The organism is Streptomyces sp. NPDC003393, from assembly GCF_053589015.1.
The window spans coordinates 31,791-55,071 of the sequence record NZ_JBSFRB010000050.1; the positions used below are offsets into that span (position 1 = coordinate 31,791).

Genomic DNA, 23,281 nt, shown 5'->3' on the forward strand with positions numbered 1-23,281 from the left:
GCAGATGCGAGAACGAAACAACGGGGGAATTGGAGGATCGTTGAACGATCCCCTGCGGTGCTGGGCGCGGCACCGCCCGTTCTCGCCGGCCCGGACACCGGATGCCGCAGGCAGCGTTGACGGCCTCCCGGCCGCCCTTCGCCATCACCCACGCACCGGGGCAGATGTTCCTGACCGACGCCGGCGACGAGCAGTACCGCGTGGGTGAGGGCAGAGGCGAGCCGGATCGCGGCACCAGAGCGGACCGCGCCCACCCGCGCCCCCGCGTGGCCGGTGGACCGGGGCGGACTCGGACGCCTGGCTCACGCGGCCGGCGGACGGCCGGCCCCGGACGCGGCGCGGCCGGCGGACCAGGACGGGCCCCCGGCACGGCGCTGACACCGCCGGCGGACGGTCCCGCCCCGGAAACGGCGCTCCCGCGACCGGCGGATCACAGCCGGTCCGCGGCCCTCACGCGGCCGGCAGGTCGGGGTTGATCCGGCTGCGTACGGCGGTCTGGACCTCGGCCTCCTCGGCGGGGTCGGCGGCGAGCCGCCGCAGCCGCTCGACGACCCGGGTGTCGCCGGTCTCGGCGTAGCGGGCGGCGAGTTCGCGGGTGGTCTCCTCGCAGTCCCACAGGCACTCCACGGCGAAGCCGGCGGGGAAGGAAGGGTCGGTGGCGGCCAGCGCGCGGGCGGCGCGGCCACGCAGATGAGAGGATGCGGTCTCGCGGTAGACGTGTCGCAGGACGGGTGCGGCGCAGGAGATGCCGAGGCGTCCGGTGCCGTCGACGAGGGCGCACAGGGTGGGTGCGTCGGGGCCTTCGCCCCGGACGGCCTCCCGCAGGGCGGCGAGGACGAGGTCGCGGTCCCGAGCCCCGCCGCGGCACGCGAGCATCCGGCCGGCGGCGGCGCCCAGCGGGTCGGGGCGGCGGGCCCAGCCACGGGCCCGGTCCACGGCGGCGACGCTGCGCATGCGTTCGAAGGCGTCCACGGCGGCCTCCACCACGGTGGCCGAGCCGTCGGACACGGCGGTCTCGATCAGGTCGAGGGCGTCCGGATCGTTGCTGTCGGCGAGATAGCGCAGGGCGGTACATCGGGCGCCGTCCGTGCCCCCGCGGGCGGCCCGGAGGATCTCCGGCCGGTCCTCGGAACCGGCCACGGCGGCCAGGCAGCGGGCGGCCGGGACGTGGAGGGCGGCGCCACGGTCCATGCCCTGCTGGGCCCACTCGAACACGGCCTGCACGCTCCAGCCCGGGCGCGGCCCGGTGGGCCGCATCTGCCGCTGCCAGCGGTCGAAGCAGCCGGCCTCGTGGGCGGCACGCACACGCGTGGCGATCGATGCCCGCGGATCCTCCGCCCACAGCCGCCACGGCCGTGGCTCGAAGGCGTCGCGTACGGCGGCGGCCAGCTCGGCCTCGCCCTCGGCATCGGTGGCAAAGCGCGCGAGCACGGGCGCGGCCAGTGCGCGCAGCCCGGCGTCGTCGTCGCGCAGGGCCAGTTCGTCCAGGGCCCACGCCCAGTTCGCGCCGGTGGCGGCGTACCTGCGCAGCAGGACGAGCGCGTCCCGCCTGCCGTAGGAGGCGAGGTGCCCGAGCACGGCGAGAGCGAGCCCGGTGCGGGACTCTTCGGTGTCGAGGACGTCCTCGGGGTCGAAGAGGTGCGCCTCGATGGCGTCCAGCTCCCCGTTCAGGTCGAGGTAGAGCCGGGCGTAGTACAGGGAGCGGTTCTCGACCTGCCAGTCGTGACGGGGGTCGTGCAGCACGCAGTGATCGAGGGCCGCGAGCGCTTCGGCGCGCGGGGCGGTGAGCGCGTGCAGTGTGCCGTCGCCGCGGCCTCGCTGGAGCAGGCCGAGCAGCGTACCGCTGGGCGCTATGACCGGATCGAACATGGGAAACAGCCTCACATCAAGCGTCGACGCAACCGGGGAACACGCGTTACCTGGCCGCGTGACAACACGTCGGGGCGCCCGCCGTCTCTTGCTTGCTGCGAACCATCTTCCTCTGCCTCTCGTCGGTGGCCCAGGCGGACCGATCACGGTCCGCGCGGTGCGGCAACACCTGCCCAGCCATCGCGTCCGTGAATCACGACGTCATGATGACCCGGCGTCCGTGCCGCCGCGACCGAAATTTCCGGCGGTCTCGCACCGCCTCCCCCGTTTTCGGTGTCTTTACTGGTCAGAATGCTGTTTCAGCAGTCCCCCGCGATGGGGGTTCACTGCCGGGTCGACTCCTCGCCGAACAGCCGCAGCAGTTCGGCCCGGCCGAACATCCGGGCCGTGTCCAGGGCCGACGGCGTGCCCGCGCGAGGGTCCGCGCCGCCCTCCAGCAGGGCCTTGATCACGTCCTGTTCGCCCTTGAAGACCGCTCCGGCGAGGGGCGTCTGCCCCCGGTCGTTGACGCGGTCGGCTTCGGCGCCCCGGGCCAGCAGCGCACGGACGGCGTCGGCGTGGCCGTGGTAGGCGGCGAGCATCACCAGGGAGTCGCCGCGGTCGTTGGTGAGGTCGGCCGGGACACCCGCGTCGACGTACGCCACGAGCGCCTCGGTCCGCCCCTGCCGGGCCAAGTCGAAGATCTTGGTCGCCAGCTCCACGACCTCGGGGTCGGGGGCTTCACTCATGGCCGGACCGCCTCTCACTGCGAGCGTTGGGGGACTGCGGGTACTGCTGGGGAACAGGTACTGCTGGGGACGGGTACTGCTTGGGGACGGGTACTGCTGGGGGGTGCGTGCGGGCGCCGCTTCGCGGGCCTGCGGGGAGAAGCGTACGACCGCGAGCGCTGCTCGGCCGTACGGGTGAATCGCCAGGGTACTGGCTCGCGCGGCACATGGCCCGGGGCACCCGCGGCAAAGATCGCCGTGGACCCGCCGCACAGGACAGGGCGGCTCGACCGTCCCGTCCGCCGGCTCCGCCGACCGAGGGAAATCGAACGAAATTCACCCAGTTGCACCTTTTGTCATATGGATACATCCTGTGATGCTGGAAGGACTCAGGGTGACTGTCCCCTCGACACCAGGAGATCTCTCATGATCCTCTCCATCTCAGGCGTCGTCCTGTTCGGCACCATCGGCTTCATCTTCTTCCGCAAGGACGGGCTGAAGCCCTCCCACGCATGCGTGTCGGTCCTGTTCGGTTTCTACCTCGCGAGCACCGCCATCGCTCCGAGCATCAGAGCCGGCGGCGAGTCCCTGGCGAGCCTGATCGGCGGCATGAGGTTCTGACGCCACCCACCCCGGGGACCCCTCACCCGTACGCACGACAGGAGGCAGCAGTGGCCCGGCGCCCCCTCCCCCGCATTCTGAGCACAGGCAGCGCGCAGGCCGTCCGGAGCCGGGAGCTCGCCCGGACGGCGGCGGACAGCGCCACGGACATCCTCCACCCGCTGATCGTCATCGCCCGCGGTCTGTGCCGGCTCGCCGTGGCCGGCCGGCGCAGATGGGCGGACACCCCCAAGGACCGGCGCGGCCCGCTGGTGTTCCTGGTGGCCTCCGTGATCCTGGTCCTGATGATGGTCCCGTACGGCCCGCTGCTCGCCACCGTCGTGGTGACGGCGGCGGCGGCCTGGCTGGGCCGCGACCGCACCCCGCCCGAGCCCGAGGGCCCCGACGAGTCGCACGTCCGCCGCCTGTCCTCGCTGTACGAGGCGCTGGTGCCGTACTTCTCGGCCACCGAGGACCCGGCGCCGCTGTACGCGCACGGCGGTGAGTGGCAGAAGGCCTTCCCCTCGTACACGTTCGACGACTCGGGCCGCGTGGCCCGCCTGCTGATCCGCTACCCGGCGTACTTCACCGACGGCGAGCCCGAGGCGCGGGCGCGGATCGAGCACCTGCTCGCCGTCAAGACCGGCCGCGGCCGCGAGTACCTCTTCGCCTGGGACGAGGAGGACAACGAACTCGCGGTGACCGCGCTGACCCCGCTGCCCACCGGCATTCCGGCCCAGCGGTTCGTCACCGCGCCCGGTGAGACCGTGCTGGGCTTCACCGATCCGAGCGAGGTCCAGCGCACCCTCCCGCTCGCCTTCGGCGCGGAACAGCACGACGTGCCGCCGGTCGTCTGGCGCACGGGCCCGCGCTCCACCGAGCCGCATCTGCTGGCCATGGGCCAGCCGGGAAGCGGCACCTCCACACTTCTGCGCTCGATCGCGCTCCAGGTCCTCCAGTACGGCGACGTGCTCGTCGTCGACGGCGGCGGCACCGGCGAGTACGCCTGCCTGACCGGCCGTGACGGCGTCCTGGCCGTCGAGTGCGGGCTGGCCGGGGTGCTGGCGAGCCTGGAGTGGGCCGCCACCGAGACCGAGCGGCGGTTGATCGCCGTCAACCGCGCGCGGCAGGCGGGCCAGCCGCCGCCGGACGACACCAGGCGCCCGCTGTGGTTGCTGCTCGACCGTCCGACCGCCTTCACGCACCTGGCCGCCGCGAACGGCCGCAAGGACCCTCAGGCGCTGCTCCAGGTGCCGCTGCGGCACGGCCGCGCGGTCAATGTCACGGTCGTCGTGGCCGAGCAGTTCGACAGCGCGGAGGCGCTCGGAGATCCGCTGCGGCAGCACACCCGCGCACGGGTCGTGCTCGGGCCGGCGACGGCGGAGCAGGTCAAGGCGGTGCTGGGCGCGCCGCCGCACACGACGGGGCCGTCCGCCTTCCCTCCCGGGCGGGGGTATGCGCGGCTGGGCACGGGGGCCGTGCACCGGCTCCAGGTTCCGGCGACCCCCGATCCGTACGACGACTCGGTGAGTGAGGCGTTGCGGGAGGCGGTGCTCGAGTTGCTGCCGGCCAAGACGACTCCGGCGGACGGGGAGACGGTGCCCGAACCCGGGGAGGCCGTGGCCGGGGCCGCTGTGGCCGAGCCGTCCTGAGGCCGCGGCGGTCGCGGGGGGTCAGGGCCGGGGTGGATCACGTGTGAGTGCAGGGCCGGCGTGAACCGAGCGTGCATGCGCTCCCCCGCACGCGCGGGGCGTCTCCCCACGCCCGAAGGCGCCCGCGCGGAGCACCCGGGCGGCCCGCCCGTGCCGCCCGGCACGGGAGTCGGGCGCTCGGTAGGCACGGCTGCCCCGGTCACGCGACGAACGTGCGCGGGGACTCGCCGTTGCCCGTCACCCCCGTCTCCACCAGCCGGGCCGCCGCCGCGAGTCGCGTGGCCGCTTCCTCCGCCACCGCTCCCGAGACGGTGAACGGCAGGCGGACGTACCCCTCGAAGGCGCCGTCGACTCCGAAGCGCGGGCCGGACGGAACCCGTACGCCCACGCGCTCGCCCGCCTCGGCCAGGCGGGAGCCGGACAGTCCGCCGGTGCGCACCCACAGGGTCAGGCCGCCCCGCGGGACCTCGAACTCCCAGTCGGGCAGACCGCGCCGGACGGCAGCGACCAGTGCGTCGCGGTTGTCGCGGGCCTGGCCCCGCCGGAGCTCCACGGCCTCCTCCCAGCCGCCGGTGCTGAACAGCCAGTTCACGGCCAACTGTTCGAGCACGGGGGTGCCCAGGTCGGCGTAGGCGCGCGCGGCCACCAGGCTGCGGATCACGTCGGGGGCCGCGCGCACCCAGCCGATGCGCATCCCGGCCCAGAAGGCCTTGCTGGCGGATCCGACGGTGATCACCGTGGAGCCGGCCGGGTCGAAGGCGCACACCCGCCGGGGCATGTGAAGATCCGGCTCCAGATACAGCTCGCTCATCGTCTCGTCGACGACGAGCACGGTCCCCGCGGAGCGGGCCGCCTCCACCAGACGGCGCCGCTGGTCCTCGTCGGCGAGGGCGCCGGTCGGGTTGTGGAAGTCGGCGACGACGTAGGCGATCCGGGGAGCGGCCTCCCGCAGCACCTGGCGCCAGCGGTCCAGGTCCCATCCGGTGAGCCCCTCGGCCATGGCCACCGGAACCAGCCGGGCGCCCGCCTCCCGCATCAGCTGAAGGATGTTGGCGTAGGACGGCGACTCCACGGCGATGCGCTCGCCGCGCCCGCCGAAGAGGTGGCAGATGGCGTCGATGGCGCCCATGGCGCCCGTCGTGACCATGATCTGTTCCGGCATGGTCGGGATCCCGCGCGCGGTGTACCGCTCGGCGATCATCGAGCGCAGGGCGGGCAGGCCGGCCGGGTAGTCGCCGTGCGTGTGGGCGTACGGCGGCAGTTCCTCCAGGGCGCCCTGCACGGCGCGGGTGAGCCAGGGCTCCGGGGCCTGCAGGGCCGCGGTACCCAGGTCGATCATCGAGCCCAGTGCCTCCGGGGGCAGGGGTTCGAGCCCCCGCGCGGGCAACGGGTTGCCGGCGGGCACGGCGGTCCAGCTGCCCGCGCCGCGCCGGGACTCCAGGAAGCCCTCGGTGCGCAGCGCCTCGTAGGCGGTGGCGACCGTGGTGCGGCTGACGGACAGGGCCAGGGCCAGCTCACGTTCGGCGGGCAGCCGGGCGGCCACCGGCACGCGGCCCTCCAGGACCAGCAGCCGGATGCCGTCGGCGAGGGCACGGTAGGCGGGCGGGCGGCGGGTGCCGGGCCCGGCCGGGCGCTTGTGCTGGGAGACGAGCAGCCGGGCGAGCTGGGTGGCACCCACCGCCGAAGTCCACTGCGCCATGTCGACCAGTCCACCTTCCTCGAATTGGCCATGGATGAGGTGCGTTTCCCCACCACAGAGTGTCACGCGGCAGGCCACTTCCACCACCAGGGGGGACATTTTGTCCAAGCAGGGCCGTCTCGGGCGGCGACTCCTTCAGCTCTACGTCGGTCTGGTCCTGTACGGGGTCAGCTCCGGGCTGCTCGTCGAGGCGGGCCTCGGCCTGGAGCCGTGGGGCGTGCTGCACCAGGGGCTGGCCGAGCGCAGCGGCCTGACCATCGGTGTGGTGTCGATCGTCGTGGGCGCGGCGGTGCTGCTGCTGTGGATCCCGCTGCGTCAGCGGCCCGGCCTGGGCACGGTCTCCAACGTCGTCGTCATCGGTCTCGCCATGGACGGCACGCTTGCCGCGCTGCCCGGCGTCCACGCCCTGACCGTGCGGATTCCGCTGCTCCTGGCGGCCGTCGCGCTCAACGGTGTGGCCACCGGTCTGTACATCGCCGCCCGCTTCGGGCCCGGGCCCAGGGACGGGCTGATGACGGGGCTGCACCGGCGCACCGGCCGCTCGATCCGGCTGACGCGGACGGTGGTGGAGGTCGCGGTCGTCGTCACCGGGTTCGTCCTCGGCGGCACCGTCGGGGTCGGCACCCTGTTGTACGCCGTCTCGATCGGCCCGCTCGCACAGCTCTTCCTGCGTCTGTTCGCCGTGCCGACGGCCACCGGCGGCAGCGCGGCCGTTGCCACGGCGTCACCCGAAGGGGCGATACTGCGTCCGTGACCACGCTCGTACGCCACCCCTTCCTCGACCACCCGGGGCCTCTGCCCTTCGCCCACCGCGGCGGGACCGGCGACGGACTGGAGAACACCGTGGCGCAGTTCCGGCGCGCGGTCGAACTCGGGTACCGGTACATCGAGACCGATGTGCACGCCACGGCCGACGGCCGGCTGGTCGCCTTCCACGACGCGAGCCTGGACCGGGTGACCGACGGGGCGGGCCGGATAGCGGACCTGCCGTGGAAGGACGTGCGGCAGGCCCGGGTGGCGGGCAGGGAGCCGGTGCCGCTCTTCGAGGAGCTGCTGGAGATCTTCCCCGGGGTGCGCTGGAACGTCGACGTCAAGGCGGAGCCCGCGCTGGAACCCCTGTTGGAGCTGATCGCGCGCACGGACGCCTGGGGGCGGGTCTGCGTGGGCTCGTTCTCCGAGGCACGCCTGGTCCGTGCCCGGCGGCTGGCCGGAGAGCGCCTGGCGACGTCGTACGGGACGCGAGGGGTCCTGGCCCTGCGGCTGCGCTCCTGGGGTGTGCCGGCCAGGCTGCCCCGGTCCGCCGTGGCCGCGCAGGTGCCGCTCGCCCAGTCGGGCGTGCCGGTGGTCGATCCGCTCTTCCTCCGCGCGGCCCACGCGCGCGGGCTGCAGGTGCACGTGTGGACGATCAACGAACCGGAGCGGATGCACCGGCTCCTGGACCTCGGTGTCGATGGCATCATGACCGATCACATCGACACGCTGCGGAAGGTCATGGAGGAGCGGGGCGTCTGGGCCTGAGCCCCGGCCCGGTTCCTGGACCTGCACGGCATCGCGGCATCTTCGGCGGGGAAGCGAGGGCACGGGTGGACACCGGTACCGTGCGGGCACAGGCGGACGACGAGCCCGCCGACCGGCGGCGCGAGCAGCGCGGCTGGTATTTCTACGACTGGGCGTGCTCCGTCTACTCGACCAGCGTGCTCACCGTGTTCATCGGGCCCTACCTCACCTCGGTCGCCCGGTCGGCGGCGGACGCGGACGGCTTCGTGCATCCGCTGGGGATACCGGTGCGGGCCGGGTCGTTCTTCGCGTACTGCGTCTCGGCCTCGGTGATCCTGGCCATCCTGGTGATGCCGGTCGCGGGGGCGGCGGCCGACCGCACCGGCCGCCGGAAGCCGCTGCTGGCGGCCGCCGCCTACACGGGCGCCGCCGCGACGACCGGACTGTTCCTCCTGGACGGCCAACGCTATCTGCTCGGTGGCGTGCTGCTGATCGTCGCCAATGCCTCGGTGGCCGTCTCGATGGTCCTCTACAACTCCTACCTGCCGCTCATCGCGCCGCCCGACGAGCGGGACGCGGTCTCCTCCCGGGGCTGGGCCTTCGGCTACGCGGCCGGTTCCCTGGTACTGGTGGCGAACCTGGTGCTGTTCACCGCCCACGACTCCTTCGGTGTCTCCGAGGCGACGGCGGTGCGCATCTGCCTGGCCTCGGCGGGGCTGTGGTGGGGCGCCTTCACCGTGGTTCCGCTGCGGCGGCTGCGCGACCGGCGCACGGCTTCGAGCGGGGTGCCGGTGCACGGCTGGCGCCAGCTGGCGGCCACGGTCCGGGACATGCGGAGCAAGCCGCTCACCCTGTCCTTCCTGCTGGCGTACCTCGTCTACAACGACGGCATCCAGACCGTGATCAGCCAGGCCTCGGTGTACGGCTCGGAGGAACTGGGACTGAGCCAGTCCACCCTGATCACGGCGGTGCTGATGGTGCAGGTGCTCGCGGTGGCGGGCGCCCTGGGGATGGGGCGGCTGGCGCGGAGGTACGGAGCGCAGCGGACGGTCCTCGGATCACTGGTCGCCTGGACGCTCGTCCTCGGCGCCGGGTACTTCCTGCCGGCCGGCGCGCCGGTGTGGTTCTTCGTGCTGGCGGCCGGCATCGGGCTGATCCTCGGCGGCAGTCAGGCGCTGTCCCGGTCGCTCTTCTCCCACCTGGTGCCGGCCGGCAAGGAGGCCGAGTACTTCTCCGCGTACGAGATGAGCGACCGCGGCATGAGCTGGCTGGGACCGCTGCTGTTCGGGGTCACGTACCAGCTGACGGGGAGCTACCGGGACGCGATCATCTCGCTGGTGGCGTTCTTCGTCATCGGATTCGTCCTGCTCGCCCGGGTGCCGGTGCGGCGGGCGATCCACGACGCGGGCAATGCGGTTCCTGATCGGATTTAGCACTCCGGGCGAAAGGGCGGTAGTGTACGCGTTTGGCCCGCCAGGCGTACCGTTACTGCGCGTCAAAGATGCCGAAACGCTGGGTGACATCTCCTTACAGATGTGACAAACCGGGCGCCGGTGGGTACTGCACTGGTTGACAAGGCTGCGGCTACGACGGCGACACATGACCCGGAACGGGACATCCGAACGGGAATCTTTACCGCCGACCGGACGTTGACCGGATGACGACGACAGCGACACCTGTCCTGTGGGCGACAAGCCCGGGAGGCACGATTCATGAGTGAGCGAGCTCTTCGCGGCACGCGCCTCGTGGTGACCAGCTACGAGACGGACCGCGGTATCGACCTGGCTCCGCGCCAGGCCGTGGAGTACGCATGCGAGAAGGGGCACCGTTTCGAGATGCCCTTCTCGGTCGAGGCGGAGATCCCGCCGGAGTGGGAGTGCAAGGTCTGCGGGGCCCAGGCACTTCTCGTGGACGGCGACGGTCCCGAGGAGAAGAAGGCGAAGCCGGCGCGTACGCACTGGGACATGCTGATGGAGCGGCGCACCCGTGAGGAGCTCGAAGAGGTCCTCGAGGAGCGTCTCGCCGTGCTGCGTTCCGGTGCGATGAACATCGCCGTCCATCCCCGGGACAGCCGCAAGAGCGCGTAGCCCCTTCGGGGCTCGGGCGGCCGGTTTTCCAGTGCACGTGAGTTGACCGCGGGCGCCGTACGTCCTGACGTACGGCGCCCGCGGTTTTCGCTGTGCGTACGGTTTCTGTTCCCCGGGTGTGCGGGGGAGCCCGTTCCCGGTCCCCCGCTGCCCCTACGGCCATGACGGCGTCGTGCGCGAACGCCGGACGGCCCGGTGGTCACCGGGTCAGAGGCGGGCGCTGCTCGCGCGGGTCGTCGCCGGGCTCCTCCCTGATCACCTCACCCTGGACGACCTTGCCGTCGGGGCGGTGGATGCGGGCCTGCCGGAAGGCGTCGCCCAGAGTGCCGGGAGCCGCGTCGCGGAGTCTGCGGTCGACCGTGCGCTCGGTGTAGCGGCCGATGGCGCGCTGGACCGGCGGGATCAGCAGGAGCAGACCCACCGCGTCCGAGATCATGCCGGGGATCATCAGGAGCAGGCCGCCCAGCATCATCAGGCCGTTGCCGCCGCGACGCGAGGAGGGGGCGCCGCCCCGCTGAAGAGCCTCGTTGAGGTTCTGGAAGGCGCGGCGGCCGGCCCGCTTGATCACCACGGCGCCGAGCACGAAGGCGGCGAGCAGCAGCAGGAAGACCGTGACACCGCCCGCCGCGCCCGCGACCACGGTCAGCAGCCAGATCTCCAGCACCAGCCAGACCGCGATGCCCAACGGCAGCAGCCTGCGCGCCCGGGAGCGCCGGGGCGGGGTGGAGTACGGAGAGGTCGGAGCGCCTGTCGTCATACTCCCAGTGTGCCTGGCGTCCGCTCAGCGCCGGACGAGGGCTATCCCCGGGACTTGCCGCCCCGGCCGGTGAGCTTGGTCACCCGCTCCCCCACGCCCCAGGCCGTCACCCGCCACAGCGCCTCCACGAGGATGTCACGGCTCATCTTGGAGTCGCCGAGTTCGCGCTCGACGAAGGTGATGGGGACCTCGACGACGTGGTAGCCGGCCTTCACGGCCCGGCGCGCCAGGTCGACCTGGAAGCAGTAGCCCTGCGAGGCGACCTCCTGCAGCCCCAGGCCCTCGAGCGTCTCCCGGCGGAAGGCCCGGTAGCCGCCGGTGATGTCCCGCAGCGGCAGGTCGAGGGCGAGACGCGAGTACAGGCTGCCGCCGCGGGAGATGAACTCGCGGGTCCTGGGCCAGTTCACCACGCGTCCGCCCGGTACCCAGCGCGAGCCGAGCACCAGGTCCGCGCCCTTCAGGGCGGTCAGCAGACGGGGCAGTTCCTCGGGCTGGTGGGAGCCGTCGGCGTCCATCTCGACCAGCACGCCGTAGTCGCGCTCCAGGCCCCAGCGGAAGCCCGCGAGGTAGGCGGCCCCGAGGCCTTCCTTGCCCTTGCGGTGCAGCACATGGACCTGCGCGTCCTCGGTGGCGAGCTCGTCGGCGATCTTGCCCGTGCCGTCGGGGCTGTTGTCGTCGGCCACCAGGACGTGCGCCTCGGGGACGGCCTCGCGCACCCGGCCCACGATCGCCTTGATGTTCTCCGCCTCGTTGTAGGTCGGAATGATCACCAAGGCCGTGCCGAGCGGGCCGAACCGCCTCTCCTGGCCCCGAGCCGCGCGGGTGCCGTCGCCGTCGTTCACTGCTGCCCCTTCATGTCCATCCGCAGGGGACCACCATAGTGGCCACGGCCTGCGGGGATGCGACACCTCGTGAGTTCAGGGGTGTCGATTCGGCAAGAGCGGGGTAGGGACGCTCTTTCGGGATGTTTCTTCCGAGTGTGCCGGACGGGCCGGACGGACGGGACGTGCCGCGAGATCCGCGGTGCTGCGGAGGAGGGCCCGGCGCCCTTCGGGCCGACCTGGGACCCGCTGGCTGCGGATCGACCGAGAGCCGTTGTCTACTGAGCGGCCGGGCCCCACCCGGGTCACACCCTGCCGACCGTCCGGAACGTTCCCCCGCCGACGCGGACGCTGCGCCTGGCTCCCGTGACGGTGACCCGGTGCGGCACACCGTCCCTGACCCAGCGGCACTGCGACACGGGTACGGAAGTTCCCAGGTCGGGCGTCCGGTGGTGGACCCGGCAGAACCTACCGGCCCCCTGCCGTCGGCTGTCAAACAGCCACGTGAGGGGCCCTGTCGCCCGCGCCGGGCGGGTCGGCCCGGAGGATTCCCAGGTCGCGCGACGGGCGCGCGCCCCCGGACCGCCGTCGCGTCGGCGCCGGAGATCACTCGCCCGGCCGTACGAAGACCGTCCGTCCGCCCACCACGGTCCGCAGGCAGAGGGGCAGGTCACGGCCCGGGTGCAGATCGGGCAGACCGGGAGTTCCGGAGCGGGGATCGGTCGACCAGCGCGCCACCCGGTCGTCGGGGGCCTGGACGACGAGTGCGTCCGTGCGCCAGACGGCGTAGTCCGCCGGGGCGCCGGGCACCAGGACGCCCGCGTCGTCCCGTCCGACCGCCCGCCAGCCGCCCCGCGTGTGCGCGGTGAAGGCCGCGCGCACGGAGACACGGTGCTCGGGGGTGCGGTGGAAGGCGGCCGCACGGACCGTGCCCCACGGGTCCAGCGGTGTGACCGGGCTGTCGGAGCCGAAGGCGAGCGGGACTCCGGTGCGCAGCAGCGTGGCGAAGGGGTTCAGCGTACGGGCCCGCTCGACCCCCAGGCGCTGGGCGTACATGCCGTCCTCGCCACCCCACAACGCGTCGAACGCGGGCTGCACCGAGGCGGTCAGCCCCAGGTCGGCGAAGGCCGCGACGGTCTGCGGGGTGAGCATCTCGGCATGCTCGACGCGGTGCCTCGCGGCCCGCACGCGGGCCAGGCCCACCTTCTCGGCGGCGGCGCGCACGCCCTCCACGACGGCGGTGACGGCGGCGTCGCCGATGGCGTGGAAGCCGGCCTGGAGGCCCGCTTCCGTGCAGGCGATGACGTGTGCCGCGACGGCACGGGCGTCCAGGTAGGCGGTGCCGCTGTGGTCGGCGTCGGAGTACGGCGCGCGCAGACAGGCGGTGTGCGAGCCGATGGATCCGTCGACGAACAGGTCGCCGGCCGCGCCGCGCGCACCCAGCTCACGCGCCTTGTCGACGTCCTGCTCCGCCCAGTAGCCGACGACACGCGGGCCGGGTTCCTCGGCGGCCAGCCGCAGCAGGCCCGTGAAGTCGTCCTCGGAGGAGATGTCCGGACCGCCGCACTCGTGCACCGAGCCGATGCCCAGGGAGGCGGCGTGGGCGAGCGCGGCGCGCTGCGCCTCGGTGCGCTGGGCAGGGGTGACCGCGCCGAACGCGGCGGTGCGCACCGCGTGGTGGGCGCCGGCGGTGAGCGGCCCGTCCACGGGACCCGGATCGCCGCCGACGAGGTCGAGAAGGGCGGTGGTGACGACGGCGGAGTGGACGTCGATCCGGCTGAGGTAGAGGGGGCGGCCGCCCGTGGCCTCGTCGAGTTCCGCGCGCGTCGGGGGACGGCCGCCGGGCCAGCGGGCAGTGTCCCAGCCGTGGCCGAGCAGGACCCTGTCGTCCGGGCGCCCGGCGGCGAACTCCCGGACCCGCGCCAGGGCCGCCTCCAGGGAGGGCGCGTCGGACAGGTCCAGGCCGGTGAGCGCGAGGCCGGTGGCGGTGGTGTGCACGTGGGCGTCGGTGAACGCCGGGGTGACGAGGGCGCCGTCCAGGTCGATCACCTCGTCCACGCCGTCGGCGAACGCGTCGGCCGCGCCCTCGGAGCCGACCCAGGCGACATGCCCCGCCTCGACCACCATCGCGGTCGCGAACGGGTCGGCGGGACTGTGGACCTCGCCGCGGCGTAGAAGGACGGTCTGCGGTTCGGCGCTGCGCTCACTCATGAACACCAGTCTCCCGCCTCCCGGAAGCGCACCCGCACGCAGGGCGTCCGGACAGCGGATCGGGGCCGCGCTCTCGGTCCCGCGGCCGGCCGGGCCACGGGCCCCGACGCGGGCGCCGCGGAGCACGAGCGGGCGCGCGGCAGGCCGCACCGCTCGATGCAACGGCGGCTCGGGCCGACACCAGGGGGCGCGGAGCCGGCGCGACGGGACGGGCCGGAAGGGCGGCCCGGCTCAGATGCGAGGTGGGCGGGACTCGTACGGGGTGGAGAGGACCACGGTGGTACGGGTGGAGACGCCGGCCAGGCTGCGGACGCGGGCCAGGAGTTCTTCCAGTTCGTGCGGGGTGGCCACGCGTACCTTCAGGATGTAGTTCTCGTCGCCGGCCACGCTGTGGCAGGCCTCGATCTCCGGGACGCCGGCCAGGCGGTCCGCGATGTCGTCGGGGGCGCTGGGGTCGAAGGGTTTGACCGAGATGAAGGCGGTCATGGGCAGTCCCACCGCCTCCGCGTCGACGACCGCGGCGTAACCGCGGATGACGCCACGCTGCTCCAGCCGCCGCACCCGCTGGTGCACGGCCGATGTGGACAGACCCGTGGCCTTGCCCAGGTCGGTGTAGCTCATCCGCCCGTCCTTGACGAGCAGCTGCACGATCCGTCGGTCGAGCTCCTCCATGGCGCAAGAACCTACAGTGCGGCTGATCTCCTCGGACACTCACCGGCCCAGGTCCCGCCCGGTGCCCCCGGTGGCCGGATCTCCCGCAGCGAGCACCTGCGCGCGGCATGTGACGAACACCACAGCCCTGCGGCGTTCTCCGTGATGTTCTCGTGATTACCGGCGAGATCGGGCGGGAAATGCTTGCTGTGGTCGAGGCCGCAGCGCCTTCACGGCCCAGCCTTAGGGGGAGAATCCCATGCAGAGTCTTAAGCGTCCTGGTCGTTCCGTGCCCAAGCGGCAGCAGTCGGTCCTCGCGTTCCGGCCGGAGGACGTCGAACCCGACGACTTCGACGGCGAGGAGATCGACGCCTACGACACCTTCGAGATGTATCGGGTGATCTGCCCGGAGTGCGCGCAGCCCATCGCCCTGCTGGCGGACGAGGAGGTTCTGCCGGAGCACGCGTTGTGCGCCTCGCCGTGGAACCCGTTCGGCCTGACGGTCTGCGCGGGCACCGGCCGCAAGGCCTCGGACGCCCGGCCGGCGGACGAGTCCGTCGAGCCCCAGGAGCAGCAGACCGCCCTGTTGTTGACGCTCCCCCAGGGGCTCGACTGGCGCACGCAGCCCTTCTCGCACGTGGGCGGCCCCGGCTCGCGCCCCATGCGCGTGCCGGCGATGCGCCGCCACGCCGCCTGAATCGCGCTCACCGCCTCCGGCACCCGCCCTGCACCACGGCGCACGGAACCGCCCTGGTGCGGGAGAGTGCGCCGTGACACGGGCCCGGACGCCGGTGAACTCACTCTCGATTCCGGCGATCGGTGACCTGCCCGCCCGGCACCGCGTTGCCCAGGTATGACCCTCATCCAGTCGGCAACCGGACGTCGGCGCCGGATCTTCGTGCCGCCGCCCGCGGAACCGGTTCCGCCCGCGCCGCCGCAGCTCCCGGACCCGCCGATCTACCGCGACATGGTGCGCGCGTGGGCCGACCGGGGCCGCACCCTGCCGGGGCGCCACGATCCGGAGTGGGTCCGGCTCGCCGCGCCCTTTCCCGGCCTGGGGCAGTTCAGCGGGTCTCGGGACCCGCGACGTGACGGGCGATGACCATCCGCTGGATCTGGTTGGTGCCCTCGACGATCTGCAGCACCTTCGCTTCGCGCATGTAGCGCTCGGCCGGGAAGTCCGCGGTGTAGCCGTATCCGCCGAGCACCTGGACGGCGTCGGTGGTGACCTTCATCGCCGTGTCCGTGCAGAACAGCTTGGCCATGGCCGCCTGCCGGGCGAACGGCCGGCCCGCGTCGCGCAGCCGCGCCGCCGCCAGGTACAGGGACCGGCCCGCCTCGATCTGCGTCGCCATGTCGGCGAGCATGAAGCGCAGCCCCTGGAAGTCGGCGATCGGCCGCCCGAACTGCCGCCGGTCGGCGGCGTAGGCGACCGCCTCGTCGAGCGCCGCCTGGGCGAGTCCGATGGCGCACGCGGCTATACCGAGCCGCCCCGAGTCCAGCGCGGAGAGTGCGATGGCGAAGCCCTGGCCCTCCTCCCCGAGCCGGCGGTCGTCGGAGACCCGCACCCCGTCGAGGTGTATCTGGGCGGTGGGCGAACCCTTCAGGCCCATCTTCTTCTCCGGTGCCGCCGCGTTCAGCCCCTCGGCGTCCCCCGGCACCAGGAAGGCCGTGATCCCGCGCGGTCCCTCTCCGCCCGTGCGGGCCATGACCGTGTAGAAGTCGGCGATCCCGCCGTGCGTGATCCAGGCCTTGGTGCCCGTGATCACCCAGTCGTCACCGTCCCGGACCGCCTTGGTGCGCAGCGAGGCGGCGTCGGAGCCGGAGGCGGGCTCGGAGAGGGCGTACGCACCGAGCAGTCCGCCGCCGAGCATGGCGGGCAGGTGCTCGGTCTGCTGCTCCTTGGTGCCGTACGCGGCCAGCCCGTACGCGGCCAGGGTGTGCACGCTCAGGCCCAGTCCGACGGTGAGCCGGGCCGCGGCCAGCTCCTCCAGGACCTGGAGGTAGACCTCGTACGGCTGGTCGCCGCCCGCGTACTCGGAGTCGTAGGGCAGGCCGAGGAGCCCCGAGCGGGACATCAGGGTGAAGACCTCGCGCGGGAAGCGCCCGGCGTCCTCCTCCTCGGCCGCCTTCGGGGCGATCTCGTGCTGCGCGATGTCGCGGACGAGCGAGATCAGGTCCCGGGCCTCGTCCGTGGGCAGTTGCCGTTCCACCGGTTGCGGGGCGCGGTCGGGCATGGCGACGCTCTCCTCCCTGTCGGGCACATCGGCGGACGTGCGCCTTGGGTGGGGCGGCTCCGCCGGAGTCTTCCTCAGCCGGCAGATGCTCGCGCTTTCGGGTCACGGAAGCGGCTGACCAGCGGCTGTGCGCTGTGAGTATGCCCGATCGACGGCACGGAGTCACCGGTTAACGACCGCTTACTTCAAGAAAGGGATGGCCGGCTCCCGCCCCGCCGGACGGACCGCCGCTGTCGCGCCGGCCCCGGCCGGCTTTCTCAGCCGTTCCGGCGTGCGGGGGCAGGGGCGGGATAGGCCGGGTCCAGTTCCTCCACGGCTCGCAGGGCACCGCCCAGTGTCTTCACCAGCAGTTCGCACATGGCGTCGCGGGAGAGCTCCGGGTGGTCTATCCAGTCCAGGGTGGCACCCTCGACGCCGCACACCCAGGAGAGCAGGCCCATCCGGGCGAGCGGCGCGATGGCGGTGCGGCCGTAGGCGCCCTCCGCGATGGTCGCGACGATCGCCTCGCGCACGCCGTCACGGATGGCGTGCACCTCCGCGTCGAAACCGACCCCGCCGCTGACGATGGTGCGGTAGGCGGCCTGGTGGTGTTCCGCGTACCGGAGATAGCCGTCGACGGTGCGGTGCACCCGCTCGACGGCCGGGAGGTCGCGTCCCCCCGCCGCGAAGGTGACGAGGTCGGCGACCGAGTCCTCGACGATGGCCAGGTAGTAGCCGCGCTTGGACTGGAAGTAGTAGTAGATCAGCCCCTTGGCGACATGGGCCTCCCGCGCGATGTCGTCCATCGACAGGGCGTCGTAGGAGGTGTCGGCGAACAACCGCCGCCCGATCGCGATGAGTTCGGCACGACGTGCCGACGAACGCTCAGTGCCGCGCGCCCGGGGGTGGGCGCTCTCGCGGTGTGCACTCGTATTCAATTCCGGCCCCGGTCTCCAACTGGCGGTCGCCCGCAGTATGGCAGGTCCGGGGATGAGTCAGCTCACAGCGCTCACAGCGCGAAACGCCCCCGTCCTCGGGGGCGTTGACACGCAGCCGGCGCACGCCCACCGCCGCGCGCGTCATGACACCGCCCGATGAGCAGGATCCCCGCCACCGGCTCCCCCAGCGGCGTCGGACCGGCTCTCGGCGTACCGGGCCCACGCCGACCGGTCCGGACGACCTGGCCGATCTGTGAACGCACATCCGATTGATTTCTCTTTCCGCGGCCATCGGTTCCCGTAATAGCCGGCTCGGAATGGCGGCGGATGCGGCATTGCTGAGGACCCTTGTCACCACACGGTGGCAAGCCGGCCGGGTACCACGGACGATATTCGGCGGTCACGGGCCGAGAAAACGAGGAGTAATGATGGGCCTGCTGGACGGAAAAGTCGCATTGATCACGGGCGGAACTTCCGGAATCGGACGTGCTGCCGCCGTTCTGTTCGCACAGGAAGGTGCGCAGGTGGCCTTCACCGGCCGACGTGAAGGCGCGGGAATGGAGGTTGTGGACGAGATCACGAAGAACGGCGGCGAGGCCCTGTTCATCAAGGCCGACGCCTCCGACATCACGAGCGCCGCTGATGTGGTGCAGCGGGTCGTCGACCGTTTCGGCCGGCTGGATGTGGCCTTCAACAACGCGGGCACCGCCGCGGTCGGCCCGATCACGGAGGTGGACGAGACCGCGTGGCATCACTTGGTGGACGGCAATCTGAAGGGCTCCTTCTTCTACCTCCAGGCCGAGGTCGCTCAGCTGAAGAAGCAGGGTCACGGTGGGGCCGTCGTCTTCAACGGGTCGGTGTTCGCCGAGCTGGGCACGCACGGCATCTCCGTCTACAGCGCGACGAAGGGCGGTGTCGAGGCACTGGCCCGCGCGGCGGCGGTCGAACTCGGCCCTGACGGGATCCGCGTCAACACCGTCAACCCGACCATCATCCGCACCCCGCTGACGGAAGGCGGGATCACCAGGAACGACGACGGCTCGGAGCACCACCCGCACGGTGAGAAGATCCCGCTCGGTCGTTTCGGTGAGGCGGAGGACGTGGCGCAGGTGGCGCTCTTCCTCCTCTCGGACCGGGCGTCGTTCGTCACCGGCCAGGCCGTGATGGTCGATGGCGGTCAGAGTGTGAACTGACCCGCGGACCGTTCCCCTGTTCTGTATGTCGCCCGCTCGACCTTTTTCCGTCTGCGCACCTTCCTTGATCCCGCTCAAGCGGCCGCCAACGGAAGCCCGCAACCCGGGAAAAGTCCACTCGGAGCGCCAGAAGCGCAGAGGTAGAAGTCGGCGAAGCCTGAAGAGGCTTCCGCTCACCGATCCACTTATGGCCGCCATCGGATCCATGGACCCATGACAAGGAATGCCCAGTCCACAGGGATATTCAGCATTCACCTCCCGCAGAAGAGCTGATTTGCGGGAACGATCAGATACACCGACAGTGGTACGGAATTACTCGTACCTGAAGCGCGGTAAATCCGCGGCACCGAAAGGTATCCCCATGCAATTCGAGAACCAGACCGCCCTGGTGACCGGCAGCACCTCCGGTATCGGCCGTGAGGCCGCACTGCTGCTGGCCGAGCAGGGAGCATCCGTGATCGTCTCCGGCCGCAACGCCGCCAAGGGCGCGGAGACGGTCGCCGCGATCGAGGCCGCGGGCGGAAAGGCCACGTTCGTCGCGGCCGATCTCAGCGACCTGGACTCCGTGCGTCGGCTCGCCGAGGAGGCGGGGGACGTGGACGTGCTGGTGAACAATGCCGGCGCCTTTCCTTTCGCTCCCACTCTTGAGCAGGGGCCGGAGGCGTTCGCCACGCTGCTGGACACCAATGTGCGCGGCACGTTCTTCCTCACCCAGGCGTTGGTGTCGAAGATGGCCGCCAAGGGCCGTGGGAGCGTCGTCAACGTCACCACGATCGCGGGTCTGAGCGGTGTTCGGGGCACGGCCGTGTACGGGGCGTCCAAGGCCGCCGTCGACTCCTTCACGCGCACGTGGGCGGTCGAGTTCGGTGGCCGCGGCGTCCGGTTCAACGCGGTGGCGCCCGGTCACACCCGCACGGACAACGTGGTCGACATGATCGGCGAGGAGGACTTCGAGGCCCTGGGGTCCCAGGTGCCCCTGGCCCGGCTCGCGTCGCCCCGTGAGATCGCCGCAGCGATCGTCTTCCTCGCCTCGCCGAGCGCCGCCTACATCACCGGTGTCACGTTGCCGGTGGACGGCGGCTTCATGGCACTGGGCGTCTGACCGATCGCGGCCCCGACCGCGACTCCAGCGGACCGCCTCGAGCGGGGCGGTCCGCTGCCGTGTCCGCTGCCGGCCCGGTCGGCGGTGTCGCCCCTCCCCGTGCACCGGCCTGCGCCCGGCCCGGACCAGCGCGGGCCTGCCCGACCAGGGCACCGGCCGTCGTGCCTTCAGCGCGCCGAGCACCCCCGATACGAGTCAAGCGCCGACCACTTGCCGGCGGCGTGAAAGGAATGACGCACATGCACATCGGCGTCCCACGTGAAGTCGCCCCAGGAGAGACCCGGGTCGCTCTCACCCCCGACGAAGTCCGCTCCTTGGCCGACGAAGGTCATCAGATCGTGATCGAGCAGGGAGCCGGCTACCGAGCGGGGCATCCCGACGGTTCCTATCTGTCCGCCGGCGCCCTGTCCGGCACCCGTGCCGACGCACTCGGCGCCGAGATGGTGCTGCAGGTGCACCTCGCCGGAGCCGGCCGCCACGCGTCCGACCCGGCCTTCGCCCAGGATCTGAAGCTGACGCACCCCGCGGCCGTACTGGTGGGCCTGGCTGACCCGCTCAGTCACCCCGAGCCCGTCCGCCGCCTGGCCGAGCACGGCGTCACCGCCTTCTCCCTCGATCTGCTGCCCCGCATCACCCGGGCCCAGTCGATGGACGTGCTGTCCTCGCAGTCCGCCGTCGCAGGCTACCGAGCGGCTCTGATCGCGGCCGAGCGGGTCGACAAGATGCTGCCGATGATGACCACCGCGGCCGGCAGCATCACCCCGGCGCGTGTTCTCGTCCTCGGTGCGGGCGTCGCCGGGCTGCAGTCCATCGCCACCGTGCGAAGGCTGGGGGCCGTCGTCCGCGCCTACGACGTCCGCGCCGCGGCACGTGAGCAGGTCGAGAGCGTCGGAGGCGTCTTCGTCGACCTGCCCCTGGACACCTCCTCGGCCGAAGACAGCGGCGGCTACGCCCAGGCGCAGCAGGAGGAGTTCTACGCCCGACAGCGCGAGGTCCTCGCCGCCGAAGTCGCCGCCGCCGACATCGTCATCGCCACCGCTCAGGTTCCCGGGAAGCCGGCACCGGTGCTCGTCACGGAGGAGATGGTGCGCGCGATGCGCCCGGGATCCGTCATCGTCGACGCCGCGGCCGCCCAGGGCGGCAACTGCGCCCTGTCCGTGCCCGACGCGACCGTCGAGCTCTCCGGCGTGTCGATCACCGCGCCCACCAACCTGCCGGCCGGTGTGGCAGCCCACGCCAGCCGCCTGTACGCACGCAACCTCGCCAACTTCGCCCGCCACCTGCTGGGCGAGGACGGCCCGCGGCTCACCACCGACGATCCGATCATCCAGGAAACCCTTCTGACCCGGGACGGACAGGTCGTCCATCCCCGGCTGCGCACCCTGCTCGACTCGGACGCCCCCAGCGCCTCAGCCGCGGGCCACCTGCACGCCGTGACCGCAGAAAGAAACTGATCATGTCAACAACCATCGAAGCCGGCCTGTACGTCCTGGTCCTCGGATCCGTCGTCGGTCTGGAAGTCATCCGGCGCGTTCCCGCTCTCCTGCACACCCCGCTGATGGCCCTGACCAACGCGATCGCCGGGATCTCGCTGGTCGGCAGCCTGCTGCTGGCCGGCTCCGACCGCGGCCCGCTCATCACCGTGCTGGGCACGGTCGCCGTCACCGCGTCGAGCATCAACGTCGTCGGCGGCTTCCTGATCACCAACCGCATGCTGCGCATGTTCCGGCCGAGCCACGCAGCCCCCGCCGCAGGAAAGGCCAAGGCCGATGCGTGACATCGTCATTCCGTTGCTGTACCTGGCCTCCGGCACCCTCTTCATCCTCGGCCTGCGCGGTATGGCTCATCCCCGGAGCGCGCGCCGGGGTCTGCTGCTGACCGTGGTCGGCATGGCGGCGGCCGTCGTCGGCACCCTGGTCGACAAAGAGATCGTCGACTTCCGTTGGATCCTGCCGGCCGTCGTGATCGGTTCCGTCATCGGCGGCGCCATGGCCAGGTACATGCCGATGACCGCCATGCCCGAACGCATCGCCCTCTCCCACGCCTTCGGCGCGCTGGCCGCAGGGCTCGTCGGTACCGCCGAGTACTACGAGCACGCCGCGTCACTCGGCACGTTCACCGCCACCGCGCTGATGTGTGAAGTCCTCCTGGGGTTCGTGACGTTCACCGGCAGCCTCATGGCGTTCGGGAAACTGAAGGGCATCCTCCCGGGCCGCCCGACGGTCTTTCCCGGCCAGCAGCCGGTGAATCTGCTCCTGTTCACGGCGGCGGTCCTCATCGCGCTCTGGCTGATCGTCGCCCCGTCGGCCGACGCACGGTTTCCGCTGCTGATCGGGGCGTCCGCGCTGTTCGGCATTCTCCTCGTCGTGCCGATCGGCGGGGCCGACATGCCCACCGTCATCTCGCTGCTCAACTCCTATGCCGGACTGTCCGGTGCGGCGATGGGGCTCGTCCTGGACAACAAGGCCCTCATCGTCGCTGGCGCGCTCGACGGGGCCTCCGGCCTCCTGCTGTCCGTGATGATGAGCCGTGCCATGAACCGGTCCTTCCGCAATGTGCTCTTCGGTGCCTTCGGACAGGTAGAGGCCACCGCGGCCGCCGGGGGAAGTGACGCGCAGGACCGGCCGGTGCGCAGCGCGGGCCCCGACGAGGCCGCCATGATCCTCGAGACGGCCAGAGACGTCATCATCGTTCCCGGCTACGGGCTCGCCGTCGCCCAGGCGCAGCACCGCATCAAGGAAGTCGCCGAAATCCTCGAGCGCAGAGGTGCGCGGGTGCGCTACGCCATCCACCCGGTCGCCGGACGCATGCCCGGCCACATGAACGTCCTCCTCGCGGAGGCCGACGTGCCCTACGACCGCATCCTGGACATGGACCAGATCAACAGCGACTTCCCGCAGGCCGACGTCGCCCTGGTGGTCGGCGCGAACGACGTCACCAACCCGGCCGCCCGCACCCGTGAGGACAGTCCGATCTACGGCATGCCGGTACTCGACGTGGCCTCGGCCCGCACCGTCATGGTGGTCAAACGAGGGATGAGCACCGGCTTCGCCGGCGTCGACAACGAGCTCTACCACCTCGACAAGACGCTCATGCTCTTCGGAGACGCCAAGGACGTAGCGTCCCGCCTGGTTCGCGAGCTGGAAACCGCCGGCCTCGAGAAGGTCTGACGACGGCTCGGCGGGTGGTGGGGGGGCCGGGGCCGCGGGGGGGTGCGGGGGGCGCCCCCCCCCCCCCCCCACGGGGCGGGGCGGGCCGCCCCCCCCCCCCCCCCCCCCCAG

Annotated in this window: 22 protein-coding genes; 13 read left to right on the forward strand and 9 right to left on the reverse strand. The window is 72.1% G+C overall.

All coding sequences use genetic code 11. The features are described from left to right. Positions 1-450 precede the first annotated feature (450 nt). Together ACWDUZ_RS33470 and ACWDUZ_RS33475 are read right to left on the reverse strand one after the other, a co-directional pair. The gene (locus tag ACWDUZ_RS33470; protein ID WP_451635576.1) at positions 451-1,869 is read right to left on the reverse strand and encodes a HEAT repeat domain-containing protein; all 1,419 of its coding nucleotides are present in this window, start codon (positions 1,867-1,869) and stop codon (positions 451-453) included. Positions 1,870-2,192: 323 nt separating this feature from the next. After that, positions 2,193-2,597 carry an ankyrin repeat domain-containing protein gene (locus ACWDUZ_RS33475; RefSeq protein WP_451635577.1) on the reverse strand — a complete coding sequence of 135 codons (405 nt, stop codon included), beginning with the start codon at positions 2,595-2,597 and terminating at the stop codon, positions 2,193-2,195. Positions 2,598-3,002: 405 nt separating this feature from the next. Between ACWDUZ_RS33475 and ACWDUZ_RS33480 the strand changes: the two genes are divergently transcribed. Together ACWDUZ_RS33480 and ACWDUZ_RS33485 are read left to right on the forward strand one after the other, a co-directional pair. Further along, positions 3,003-3,197 carry a hypothetical protein gene (locus ACWDUZ_RS33480; RefSeq protein WP_030175692.1) on the forward strand — a complete coding sequence of 65 codons (195 nt, stop codon included), beginning with the start codon at positions 3,003-3,005 and terminating at the stop codon, positions 3,195-3,197. A 50-nt stretch (positions 3,198-3,247) separates the two neighbouring features. Continuing rightward, a complete protein-coding gene (locus ACWDUZ_RS33485) occupies positions 3,248-4,828 on the forward strand; it encodes a hypothetical protein (protein ID WP_451635578.1) in 1,581 nt (526 codons plus the stop codon). 199 nt (positions 4,829-5,027) lie between these two features. Here the strand turns inward: ACWDUZ_RS33485 and ACWDUZ_RS33490 are convergent, their stop codons facing one another. Beyond that, a complete protein-coding gene (locus ACWDUZ_RS33490; protein WP_451635579.1) occupies positions 5,028-6,527 on the reverse strand; it encodes an SCO1417 family MocR-like transcription factor in 1,500 nt (499 codons plus the stop codon). 100 nt (positions 6,528-6,627) lie between these two features. On the opposite strand from ACWDUZ_RS33490, the gene yczE reads away from it, so the two are divergent. The 4 genes from yczE to ACWDUZ_RS33510 all read left to right on the forward strand — a co-directional run bounded on the left by yczE (position 6,628) and on the right by ACWDUZ_RS33510 (position 10,111). Further along, a complete protein-coding gene (yczE, locus tag ACWDUZ_RS33495; protein WP_451635580.1) occupies positions 6,628-7,281 on the forward strand; it encodes a membrane protein YczE in 654 nt (217 codons plus the stop codon). Continuing rightward, a complete protein-coding gene (locus ACWDUZ_RS33500) occupies positions 7,278-8,045 on the forward strand; it encodes a glycerophosphodiester phosphodiesterase (RefSeq protein ID WP_451635581.1) in 768 nt (255 codons plus the stop codon). The genes yczE and ACWDUZ_RS33500 overlap by 4 nt, the downstream gene beginning before the upstream one ends. Before the next feature lie 65 nt (positions 8,046-8,110). Then, a complete protein-coding gene (locus tag ACWDUZ_RS33505) occupies positions 8,111-9,457 on the forward strand; it encodes an MFS transporter (RefSeq protein WP_451635582.1) in 1,347 nt (448 codons plus the stop codon). Positions 9,458-9,736: 279 nt separating this feature from the next. Beyond that, positions 9,737-10,111, forward strand: coding sequence for an RNA polymerase-binding protein RbpA (locus tag ACWDUZ_RS33510; protein WP_003977404.1), 375 nt, complete (start codon positions 9,737-9,739; stop codon positions 10,109-10,111). Positions 10,112-10,310: 199 nt separating this feature from the next. Here the strand turns inward: ACWDUZ_RS33510 and fxsA are convergent, their stop codons facing one another. The 4 genes from fxsA to ACWDUZ_RS33530 all read right to left on the reverse strand — a co-directional run bounded on the left by fxsA (position 10,311) and on the right by ACWDUZ_RS33530 (position 14,572). Then, positions 10,311-10,868, reverse strand: coding sequence for an FxsA family membrane protein (gene fxsA, locus ACWDUZ_RS33515; protein ID WP_451635583.1), 558 nt, complete (start codon positions 10,866-10,868; stop codon positions 10,311-10,313). A gap of 41 nt (positions 10,869-10,909) precedes the next feature. Continuing rightward, positions 10,910-11,710 (reverse strand): polyprenol monophosphomannose synthase, encoded by an 801-nt coding sequence (locus tag ACWDUZ_RS33520; RefSeq protein WP_451635584.1) that lies wholly within the window; start codon positions 11,708-11,710, stop codon positions 10,910-10,912. A 585-nt stretch (positions 11,711-12,295) separates the two neighbouring features. Continuing rightward, positions 12,296-13,900, reverse strand: coding sequence for an amidohydrolase (locus tag ACWDUZ_RS33525; RefSeq protein ID WP_451635585.1), 1,605 nt, complete (start codon positions 13,898-13,900; stop codon positions 12,296-12,298). Between the two features lie 231 nt (positions 13,901-14,131). Next, complete coding sequence (locus ACWDUZ_RS33530) at positions 14,132-14,572, reverse strand: Lrp/AsnC family transcriptional regulator (protein WP_451635586.1); 441 nt, start codon at positions 14,570-14,572, stop codon at positions 14,132-14,134. A gap of 238 nt (positions 14,573-14,810) precedes the next feature. Between ACWDUZ_RS33530 and ACWDUZ_RS33535 the strand changes: the two genes are divergently transcribed. Together ACWDUZ_RS33535 and ACWDUZ_RS33540 are read left to right on the forward strand one after the other, a co-directional pair. Then, positions 14,811-15,248 (forward strand): hypothetical protein, encoded by a 438-nt coding sequence (locus ACWDUZ_RS33535; protein WP_451635587.1) that lies wholly within the window; start codon positions 14,811-14,813, stop codon positions 15,246-15,248. Between the two features lie 156 nt (positions 15,249-15,404). Beyond that, positions 15,405-15,653: a hypothetical protein gene (locus tag ACWDUZ_RS33540; RefSeq protein ID WP_078917231.1), complete on the forward strand. Its 249-nt coding sequence runs from the start codon at positions 15,405-15,407 to the stop codon at positions 15,651-15,653. Here the strand turns inward: ACWDUZ_RS33540 and ACWDUZ_RS33545 are convergent. After that, the gene (locus ACWDUZ_RS33545) at positions 15,616-16,788 is read right to left on the reverse strand and encodes an acyl-CoA dehydrogenase (protein WP_451635588.1); all 1,173 of its coding nucleotides are present in this window, start codon (positions 16,786-16,788) and stop codon (positions 15,616-15,618) included. The genes ACWDUZ_RS33540 and ACWDUZ_RS33545 overlap by 38 nt on opposite strands. Before the next feature lie 257 nt (positions 16,789-17,045). Beyond that, positions 17,046-17,705: a TetR/AcrR family transcriptional regulator gene (locus ACWDUZ_RS33550; RefSeq protein WP_451635589.1), complete on the reverse strand. Its 660-nt coding sequence runs from the start codon at positions 17,703-17,705 to the stop codon at positions 17,046-17,048. A gap of 317 nt (positions 17,706-18,022) precedes the next feature. On the opposite strand from ACWDUZ_RS33550, the gene ACWDUZ_RS33555 reads away from it, so the two are divergent. The 5 genes from ACWDUZ_RS33555 (at position 18,023) to ACWDUZ_RS33575 (ending at position 23,170) form a co-directional block, all read left to right on the forward strand. After that, positions 18,023-18,898, forward strand: a complete 876-nt coding sequence (locus tag ACWDUZ_RS33555; RefSeq protein ID WP_451635590.1) for an SDR family NAD(P)-dependent oxidoreductase — start codon at positions 18,023-18,025, stop codon at positions 18,896-18,898. Positions 18,899-19,259: 361 nt separating this feature from the next. Next, positions 19,260-20,000, forward strand: a complete 741-nt coding sequence (locus ACWDUZ_RS33560) for an SDR family NAD(P)-dependent oxidoreductase (RefSeq protein WP_451635591.1) — start codon at positions 19,260-19,262, stop codon at positions 19,998-20,000. Between the two features lie 239 nt (positions 20,001-20,239). Further along, a complete protein-coding gene (locus ACWDUZ_RS33565) occupies positions 20,240-21,454 on the forward strand; it encodes an NAD(P) transhydrogenase subunit alpha (protein ID WP_451635592.1) in 1,215 nt (404 codons plus the stop codon). Between the two features lie 2 nt (positions 21,455-21,456). Next, complete coding sequence (locus tag ACWDUZ_RS33570; protein WP_451635593.1) at positions 21,457-21,777, forward strand: NAD(P) transhydrogenase subunit alpha; 321 nt, start codon at positions 21,457-21,459, stop codon at positions 21,775-21,777. After that, positions 21,770-23,170 carry an NAD(P)(+) transhydrogenase (Re/Si-specific) subunit beta gene (locus ACWDUZ_RS33575; protein WP_451635594.1) on the forward strand — a complete coding sequence of 467 codons (1,401 nt, stop codon included), beginning with the start codon at positions 21,770-21,772 and terminating at the stop codon, positions 23,168-23,170. Before ACWDUZ_RS33570 ends, ACWDUZ_RS33575 begins: the two co-directional genes overlap by 8 nt. Positions 23,171-23,281: the final 111 nt, after the last annotated feature.